At 68.7% G+C, this 9069-nt stretch carries 9 protein-coding genes; 7 read left to right on the top strand and 2 right to left on the bottom strand.

Annotated features, from left to right (window positions below; all coding sequences use genetic code 11):
- Positions 1-265, top strand: a 265-nt coding sequence (locus BUA29_RS08820) for a transposase (RefSeq protein ID WP_143148865.1), incomplete at its 5' end; no start/stop codon positions are given.
- A gap of 53 nt (positions 266-318) precedes the next feature.
- The gene (locus BUA29_RS11915; RefSeq protein ID WP_084602427.1) at positions 319-459 is read left to right on the top strand and encodes a PQ-loop repeat-containing protein; all 141 of its coding nucleotides are present in this window, start codon (positions 319-321) and stop codon (positions 457-459) included.
- Here the strand turns inward: BUA29_RS11915 and BUA29_RS08815 are convergent.
- Entirely contained in the window at positions 407-1030 is a 624-nt protein-coding gene (locus BUA29_RS08815; protein WP_072756215.1) for a DUF998 domain-containing protein, read from the bottom strand. The two genes, BUA29_RS11915 and BUA29_RS08815, sit on opposite strands and share 53 nt — an antisense overlap.
- A gap of 144 nt (positions 1031-1174) precedes the next feature.
- Between BUA29_RS08815 and trxA the strand changes: the two genes are divergently transcribed.
- The 3 genes from trxA to BUA29_RS08800 all read left to right on the top strand — a co-directional run bounded on the left by trxA (position 1175) and on the right by BUA29_RS08800 (position 4567).
- Positions 1175-2032, top strand: a complete 858-nt coding sequence (trxA, locus tag BUA29_RS08810) for a thioredoxin (protein WP_072756221.1) — start codon at positions 1175-1177, stop codon at positions 2030-2032.
- 2 nt (positions 2033-2034) lie between these two features.
- Positions 2035-2484, top strand: coding sequence for a DUF4442 domain-containing protein (locus tag BUA29_RS08805; protein ID WP_072756214.1), 450 nt, complete (start codon positions 2035-2037; stop codon positions 2482-2484).
- Positions 2485-2596: 112 nt separating this feature from the next.
- Positions 2597-4567, top strand: coding sequence for a bifunctional serine/threonine-protein kinase/formylglycine-generating enzyme family protein (locus BUA29_RS08800; RefSeq protein ID WP_072756213.1), 1971 nt, complete (start codon positions 2597-2599; stop codon positions 4565-4567).
- 101 nt (positions 4568-4668) lie between these two features.
- On the opposite strand, the gene BUA29_RS12505 is transcribed toward BUA29_RS08800, so the two are convergent.
- Positions 4669-7434: a methyl-accepting chemotaxis protein gene (locus BUA29_RS12505; protein ID WP_072756212.1), complete on the bottom strand. Its 2766-nt coding sequence runs from the start codon at positions 7432-7434 to the stop codon at positions 4669-4671.
- A 99-nt stretch (positions 7435-7533) separates the two neighbouring features.
- Between BUA29_RS12505 and BUA29_RS08790 the strand changes: the two genes are divergently transcribed.
- Both BUA29_RS08790 and BUA29_RS08785 read left to right on the top strand, forming a co-directional pair.
- Positions 7534-8202: a DUF502 domain-containing protein gene (locus BUA29_RS08790; RefSeq protein ID WP_084602425.1), complete on the top strand. Its 669-nt coding sequence runs from the start codon at positions 7534-7536 to the stop codon at positions 8200-8202.
- 3 nt (positions 8203-8205) lie between these two features.
- Positions 8206-9006 (top strand): queuosine precursor transporter, encoded by an 801-nt coding sequence (locus BUA29_RS08785; RefSeq protein WP_072756211.1) that lies wholly within the window; start codon positions 8206-8208, stop codon positions 9004-9006.
- The last annotated feature ends 63 nt before the right edge of the window (positions 9007-9069 follow it).

Genomic DNA, 9069 nt, shown 5'->3' with positions numbered 1-9069 from the left:
CTCTTGGGCACGACGGTGTCGGCTGACGCCCTTCAAGAAGCTCGGTGCCACCATCCGCGACCACCTCACCGGCATCCTGCGGCATTTCGACACCGGCCTGTCCAACGGCCAGGTCGAGGCCTTCAACGCCCAGATCCAGGCCGCCAAGGCCCGCGCCAAGGGCTATCGCACTGACGCCAACCTGATCGCCATCAGCTACCTGCTGTGCGCCAAGCTCAGGCATCTACCCCGTCACCCTTGGCTCCATGCTCCCCATCAGACATGAACCGTTTCCACTGGAATCGCGATTGAGCCGACACCCAGGGCATCTCGCTGTGGATGTACGTGGTGTTCACCTTCGGCGTGGCCTGCTGGTTCGGCTACGGGCTTTCCCTGCACTCCTGGCCGATGATCGTCTCCAACGCCATCACGTTCGTGCTGGCGGCGCTGATCCTGGCCCTGAAACTGCGCTACGGCTGAGCCAGCGCGCGGCCAGCAGCCACCAGCCGAACCAGAGCAGGAACGCCAGCCGTTGCGCCGGCCCCACCCAGGCGGCAATCGGCACCAGCAGCGCCAGCAGCGGCACCCCTGCGGCGGCCACCAGGCTCAGCGCGGCAAAGCCGGGGCCATGCCGGCCGCGCAGGGCGAGCAGCAGCGCCCCCGGCACGAACGACAGCCACCACAGCATCCAGGCCAGAGCATGCAGACGGTTGGCCGGCGCATCCAACTGGCGCAGATCCAGCGGCAGCAGCCCCTGCGCGGCAAACGCCAGTGCCGACCCCTGCACCAGGGTGAGGCCGATCCGCGCCACGCCCCCGCGCCCGGCCAGCGCCGGTCGCAGCGTCCCGCCCGCATACGCCAGCATCAGCCCAGGCAGCCAAAATGCGCCCGCATTGAACAGCCACGCGCCCGGCAGACCCGTGGCCCCGCGCAAAGCCAGCGGATGCCGCCAGTGCGAGTACTCCGGCACGTCCAGCCCGGCCAGCGCCATTGCGATCAGGAAGCTGGCCAGTGCCAGCCACGGCCAGGCGTGCTTGAATGCGTTGTCCATGCCCCCATCTTAAGCAACGTTCGCGCATGTCCCGCCTGGCCGTGTGCAACGCTGTCGGGTGTAACGCATGCCAAGCCCCGACCTCCGCGATAATCCCCAGTTTCCGCTGACACTGCCTTTCCCTCACCACAGGACGCCATGACCATCACGCCCAACCCCCACGTGTTCGACGTCACCGAAACCAACTTCGAGGAGGCGGTGATCCGCAAATCCCTGCAGACCCCGGTCCTGGTGGACTTCTGGGCCACCTGGTGCGGGCCGTGCAGGGCGCTGGGGCCGATCCTGGAAAAGCTCGCCGCCGAGTACAACGGCGCTTTCGTGCTGGCCAAGGTCGATGTCGACAAGCAGCAGGGGCTGGCGGCTGCATTCCAGATTCGCTCCGTTCCCACGGTGATGCTGGTCAAGGACGGCCAGCTGGTGGACGGCTTCCCCGGCGCCCTGCCGGAAGGCCAGCTGCGTGAATTCCTCAAGCACCACGGCATTGTCCCGGCGGCCGCCCAAGAGGCAGCACCGGCGGCTGCCCCGCTGGATCCGCATGCCGAGGTGATGCGCCTGCGCAAGGCGGTCGAAGCCGAGCCGGACAAGGCCGAGCTCAAGCTCGACCTGGCCCTGGCGCTGCTGCGCACCGGCGCCACCGCCGAGGCCCAGCAGCTGCTGGAGGCCCTGCCCGCCAATCTGGCCACCGACGATCGCGCCGTGCGGGCGCGGGCGCATCTGGACTTCGCCGCCCAGCTCAAGGACGCCCCGCCAGCAGCCACCCTGGAGGCGGCCATCGCCGCCAATCCCGATGATCTGCGCGCCCGCTATCTGCTGGGCGTGCACAACCTGCTGGCAGGCGATGCCGAAGCCGCCCTGACCCAGTTCATGGAAATGCTGCGCCGTGATCGCCACTACCAGGACGGCCTGCCGCGCAAGGCGTTGATCGACGCCTTCCGCCTCATCGACGACGAGGATCTGGTCGGCCGCTACCGTCGCCAGATGTCGGCACTGCTGCTGGCCTGAAGATGCGGGCGGGTCTGCTGCGCCACGGACTGAACCTGTGGCCACCGTTTCTGTTTGCCGGCATCCACGTCACCGCACTGTCGTCCGACTATCGCCATGCGCAGGTCGAACTGCGCATGCGCCCGTGGAACCGCAACTACGTCGGCACCCACTTCGGCGGCAGCCTGTTTGCCATGACCGATCCGTTTTGGATGCTGATGGTGCTGCACCATCTCGGCCGCGATCACCTGGTCTGGGACAAAGCCGGCGAAATCGAGTTCGTCCGCCCCGGTCGGGGCACCGTTCGCACCCGCTTCGACCTCGACCCGGCCACCCTCGACCTGCTGCGCAGCCAGGCCGCCGGGGGGAACAAGGTGCTGCACTGGTTCCACAACGACATCGTCGATGCCAGCGGCCAGGTGGTTGCCCGCGTCCGCAAGCAGCTCTACGTCCGCCGCAAGCCCGGCCGCTGATCGGGGGCACACCACGTAAGGCGGCCGCATTCGGGCCGTCATGGCACAGCGGTTCCATCCGATAGCAGCAGCATCGTATGCTCACCCCGGGGTCATTCGGTACTGCATCACGATGTCGACAGACAAGAGCTATCCCAGCATTTCCGGCTACCGCATCCTGCGGGTGATCGGCCATGGCGGCATGTCCACCGTCTATCTGGCCGAGCAGCTGTCACTGGATCGCAAGGTGGCGCTGAAGGTCATGCTGGCCGAGGCGCTGACCGACGAAGTCAGCCGTGCCCGCTTCGAAAACGAGGCACGCACCATCGCCCGGCTGGAACATCCCAACATCGTGGGGATCTTCGAAGTCGGACGCACCGCCGATGGGCTGCCGTTCTATGCCATGCCCTACCTGCCGCACGGGCATCTGGCACAGCGCAAGCTGGCCGGCGATCAGCCGAAAGTGGCCGCCATCCTGCGCAGCCTGCTGCAGGCGCTGGACTACGCCCACGTGCGCGGCGTGGTGCACCGCGACGTCAAGGCCGAGAACGTGCTGTTCGATGAAAACGACCGGCCGATGCTGGCCGATTTCGGCATCGCCCTGCGCCGCGGCAACAACCCGCGTCTGACCACCGCCGGGCTGGCCGTGGGCAGCACCGCCTACATGCCGCCGGAACAGGCGCGCGGGCAGGAGGTGGATCGCCGCGCCGATATCTACAGCATGGGCGTGCTGACCTGGGAAATGCTGGTCGGCCGGCTGCCCTACAGCGCCGGGGACGCCCTGACCATGGCGCTCAAGCACGTGCAGGAGCCGATCCCGCGCCTGCCGGCGGCACTTCGCCACTGGCAACCGCTGATCGACACCGCCATGGCCAAGCAGCCGCAGCAACGCTACGCCAGCGCCAATGCCATGCTGGCCGCACTCGACGAGGTCGAACGCCGCGCCGGCAAGGCCTTCGTCCCGGTGGAGATCCCGTCCGATTTCACGCCCAGCACCGCACCGGCACCGGCCACACGCTGGCGCCCGTTGCGATTGGCAGGGCTGGGGGTGGCCGTGCTGGCGGCCCTCGCGCTGGCCACGTTTAGCCTGCGCCGGTCTGACACCGCCACCCCTGCGACCACATCCGCGCCCCCCGCAGCCGCCGACAACGCCACCGCAGACACCCCGTCGCCCGCCCCGACCGATGCGCCGGCCCCGACCGATGCGCAAGACAACGGGCTGGCACCGATCCTGGCCAATGCCGAGCACCAGCTGCGCGCCGGGCAACTGCTCGCCCCGCCCGGTGCCAATGCCTGGGAAAGCGTTGAAGCCGCCTGGCTGCTGGCACCTGCACATCCCGACACCCAGCGCATGATCGCGCTGCTGTTCGATGCCCTGGCCGACACCGCCGAAAAAGCCCTGCGGCTGGACGATGCCGCCACCGCCAAAACCGCGTTCCAGCGCGCCGTGACGCTCGACAAGCGTCGTGGCGGCACCGGCGAGGCGATCGAAAAACTGCGCGCCCGCCTGGGGCAGGCCCTGGATGACCGCGTCACCCTGCTGCTGGCCAAGCCCGCCACCCGCAGCAAGGCGGTGCATCTTTACACCGCCACCACCCCCTGGCTGACGCTGGAGCCTGCGCGCAAACGCAGCCTGGAAACACGGCTCAACGCGCTGGCCGACACCCGTGCGGAGATGGCCGCCGCCGCAGAACCGGCCACTCCGGCACCACCGCCGGCCCCGCCGGAGATCATCACGGTCAGTCGCGGCGACTACGCCCGCTTCGTCGCCGCCACGGGCCGTCAGGCCGCCGAGTGCGGGCGTGGGTTCCTGGGCCGCAAACTGCGCTGGGACAATCTGCTGGGTGGCGACCGTCGGCCGGTGGCCTGCGTCTCCGCCGACGATGCCCAGGCCTATGCCGCCTGGCTGGGCCAGCAGGACCAGCACCACTACCGCCTGCCCAGTGCCAAGGAACTGCAGGAGCAGCCGCCGCTTCCAGCCAGTTGGCTGGCCCTGTGCGCCGATGCGGCCTGCACCCAGCGCATGGCCTCTGGCAAACCGGCACCGCTGGACGCGCAGCGCGGCTACGACGACGTCGGCATCCGGCTGGTGCGCAGCCGCTGATCCCGGCAGCCGCCCCACGCCCACGCCTGGGGCCACCGCATCGACGCCTGACCGACGCTCCCTCGACGTGGACGGCCACGCCCAGAGGGGCGTGGCCAGCCTCAGTGCGCGTGACGCCGGCCTTCCACGGCATCACGCAGGGCGCGGATGGCCGCCACCGTCTCCTGGGTCTTGCGGGTGAACTCGCCACTCAGCAGGGTCTGCGCCTGGGCGTGATTGCCGCGCTGGTGCTCACGCACCACCTGCGCCGCCACGGCATGGAACTGCCGGTGATGCTCTTTCAGCTTCTGGTATTCCGGCAGGTGCTGCACCTGCTGCCCCTTGCCGTACAGCCACTGGCCCAGGGCGCAGACGTTGTCCTTCTGGACGGTGTCCGGATCCAGCGGCTCGCCGCCGCCACGCAGGTAGGTCTTGAGCCGCAGCTTCCACTGCGCATGCTTTTCGATCATGTCCTCGAACGAGGCGATGGTGCCTTCCTGCGCGTGCCCGGCCGCCCCGCCGTGTGCATGCGCATGCGTGTGGGTGTGGGCGGGCGCGGCAGGACGGGCGGCGGCGCGGGCGCTGGCCTGCTGCTGCGCCGCCAGCCGGAATGCCGCCACCGCCTCGGCCAGGGCCTCGGCCTGCTGGCGCATGCTCTCCGCCGAGGCCGCCGCCTGCTCCACCAGCGCGGCGTTCTGCTGCGTGCCTTCGTCCATCTGGGTGATGGCCTGGTTGACCTGCTCGATCCCCGCGCTCTGCTCCTGCGAGGCGGCGCTGATCTCGGCCATGATGTCGGTGACCCGCTTCACGCTGCCGACGATCTCGCTCATCGTGCGCCCGGCCTGATCCACCAGCGCGCTGCCTTCTTCCACCTTCATCACCGAGTCGGTGATCAGCTGCTTGATCTCTTTCGCGGCATTGGCGCTGCGCTGTGCCAGCGAGCGCACCTCGGCGGCCACCACCGCAAACCCGCGGCCCTGCTCGCCGGCGCGTGCGGCTTCCACCGCTGCGTTCAGCGCCAGGATGTTGGTCTGGAAGGCGATGCCGTCGATCACCCCGATGATGTCGGCGATCCGGCGCGACGAGGCTTGGATTTCGCTCATGGTGCTGACCACCTGCTGCACCACCTGCCCGCCGGATTCGGCCACGCTGGCCGCGCCCTGCGCCAGCTGGTTGGCCTGGCGGGCGTTGTCGGCGTTCTGCTTGACGGTGGAGGTCAGCTCTTCCATCGACGAGGCGGTTTCTTCCAGCGCCGCCGCCTGCTGTTCGGTGCGGGCCGACAGATCCGAGTTGCCGGCGGCGATTTCGCCCGCGGCTGCGCCGATGCTGTCGGAGGCGGCGCGGATCTCGCCGATGATCCGGATCAGCGCATCCACCGTGCGGTTGGCGTCCTCGGCCATCTGCCCGAACGCGCCCGCCCACTCACCCTCCACCCGCCGGGTCAGGTCGCCCTCGGCCAGGCCCTGCAAGACGTGCTGGATCCCGGCCAGCGCGCCCTGCAGGCCATCCAGCAAGGCATTGAGGCTGCGCGCCAACTGCAGGAAGAACCCCTGCTTGCCGGCCTCGTCCAGGCGCCGGCCCAGCTCACCGCGCGATGCCGCCTCCACCATCTGCCCGATCTCGTCTTCCAGCAACAGTTCCTCGGTGCGGTCGCGCCATTCCAGCACAGAGCCGATGCGCTCACCGGACGCGTTCAACGACGGCTTGAGCAATACCGCAAAAGTGCGCTCGCCCAGCTCCACCACCTCATGCCGTTCGCCGGTCAGCCCATCGAGCAGGGCCTGCCAACCGGCCAACTCAGGATGCAGGGCAGTGAGCGGGTGGCCGACCACCAGGTCAGCCTCCTCCCGCGCCAGTACGCCGGCGCGCACCAGAGACTGCAACAGGGCACGGTTGGCGAACTCCACCCGCCCGGCCGCATCGGTCAGCAGCATCCCGGTAGAGGTTGCATCCAGCCCATCGCGCACGCGCTGGTTGCGCTCGCCGGTTTGCTTGAGGTCTTCCACTTCGAATCCCAGCCGGATCTGCAGGCTCTTGATCCCCTGCAGAATGCGGCCCACCTCATCGCTGCGGGACACGTCGATTGGGCCAGTGAAGTCATTGCGGGCGATCCGGCGCAGCGCATCAACGGCCTCATCCAGCCGGCCGACCACGTCGCGCGACAGCCACCAAGCCGAATACAGCAGAAACGCCAGACCCGCGCCCCACAACCCCCAGTCCAGTGCGTGCGCGCCGCCCAGCCGTAGCATCAGCACCAAGGCCAGCGCCGGGCCGACCAACGCAAACAGGGCCAGCCGGACGGGCAACCGAAGTTTCCACAGCGGGTTCAGACGTTCCCACCACGGCACCCGGACCAGATGGCCATTGCGCAGCACGACGTCTTGCAGGCGGCCGGCACGCAGGGCGGCGTAGTCGCGCTCGGCCTCTTCCACCCGCGCCCGGCTGGGTTTGCGGCGCACCGACTGGTACCCCACCACCTCGCCCCGCGCATCCACCAGTGGGGTGACATGGGCCTCCACCCAGTAGTGGTCGCCGTTCTTGCAGCGGTTCTTGACCATGCCCACCCAGGGCCGGCCTTTCTTCAGGGTGGCCCAGAGATCGGCAAACGCCTCCGGCGGCATGTCCGGGTGGCGGATGATGCTGTGCGGTTGGCCAATCAACTCGGCCGGGGTGTAGCCGCTGATCTCGCAGAAATACGGGTTGACGTAGGTGATGACCCCACGCAGGTCGGTGCGTGAGACGATCAGATCGCCGTCTCGGAACGGCACCTCGCGGCCGGTGACCGGGCGCCTGCGCAGCTCCTCGCGTGACAACGAACGCGGCCCGGACCGTGCCGGGGCAGTCTGGGACGATGCATTGCGGTCAAGCTCAGCAGCGGGGACAGCCATGTGCACGACTCCTTGTTCCCTGAAGAACGGCACGGTGTGTCCCGCGATATCGACCAACCTGGCGACAGCTTTAGCCCCTCCCACGGCTACACTATCGCCATGTCCTCTCCCGCCCTCGCCCCCCGCCTGCAGCGCCTGTTCCTGACCGGCCTGCTGACCCTGTTGCCGCTCTGGCTGACCTGGGCCGTGCTGAAGTTCGTGTTCGGGCTGCTGGGCAGCCTGAGCAAGCCGCTGGTGGAACCTGGGTTGCAGGGCCTGGCCGCCGAGCATCCGCATTCGCTGGGCTGGCTGGTGGATCCCTGGGTACAGGATGCGATTGCACTGGTGGCCACGCTGGCCGTCATCCTGCTGGCCGGCTGGCTGGCCCAGCGCGTGGTCGGCCAGCGCCTGCTGCGCTGGCTGGAGGCGCTGGTGGCGCGCATTCCGCTGGCCAATACCGTGTATGGCAGCGCACGCAAGCTGCTGGACATCCTGCAGACTAAGCCGGACGGCACTCAGCGGGTGGTGCTGGTGGATTTTCCACACACCCAGATGAAGTCCATCGGCTTCGTCACCCGGGTGATGCGCGAACAAGGCAGCGGCCGCGAGCTGGCGGCGGTGTACGTGCCGACCACGCCCAACCCCACCTCCGGCTATCTGGAAATCGTGCCAGTGGACAAGATCACGCCCACCGACTGGAGCGTGGATCAGGCGATGAGCTTCATCATCAGCGGCGGCGCGGTGGCGCCGGGTGAGATTCCCTTCACCCCACCCGCCCGGCAGGACTGACCCATGCGGCAGCTCGACGACCGCGCCACCCGCCTGTTCATCGCCCTGGCTGCGTTCTTCTGCGTCAACGCGGTGCTGGCCGAGTTCATCGGGGTCAAGATCTTCTCGCTGGAGTCCACCCTGGGCATCGCCCCGGTGCAGTGGCGGCTGCTGGGCGAAGGCGGCACCCTGGACTTCACCGCCGGCACGGTGATCTGGCCGATCGTGTTCATCATGACCGACACGGTCAACGAATACTTCGGCAAGCGCGGTGTGCGCCTGATCAGCTGGCTGGCAGCCGGGCTGATCGCCTATGCCTTTCTGTTTGCCTTCATCGCCATCCAGCTGGCTCCGGCCAGCTGGTGGGTGGCCAGCGCGCAGACCCAGGGCGTGCCGGATTACCAGGCCGCCTACGCGGCGATCTTCGGCCAGGGCATGTGGATCACGGTGGGCTCACTGGTGGCGTTTCTGATCGGCCAGCTGGTGGACATCCACGTCTTCCACCAGATCCGCCGCCGCACCGGCGAGCGCTTTGCCTGGCTGCGCGCCACCGGCTCGACCATGGTGTCGCAACTGGTGGACAGCTTCGTGGTGCTCTACATCGCCTTCGTGCTGGGGCCGGCGCACTGGCCGATGTCGCGGTTTTTGGCGGTGGCCAGCCTGAACTACACCTACAAGCTGCTGGCTGCAGTGGCGCTGATCCCGCTGCTGTACCTGGCCCGTGCCGGCATCCACCGCTACCTGGGGGAGGCACGTGCGGCACAGCTGATCCACGCTGCCGCCCACGACCACGCCGCCGCACCGCACCCGTTCCCGGTGGACTGACCCGCCCGCGCTGCACGTTTCGTCGCCGCCCGCGTCAGATTGCCCCCCGGCCCCGGCCGGCGC

This window comes from Thermomonas hydrothermalis (genome assembly GCF_900129205.1).
Classification (GTDB): Bacteria; Pseudomonadota; Gammaproteobacteria; order Xanthomonadales; family Xanthomonadaceae; genus Thermomonas; species Thermomonas hydrothermalis.
Note: the sequence above shows the minus strand (reverse complement) of the source record. Positions and strands in the feature narration are given on the sequence as shown.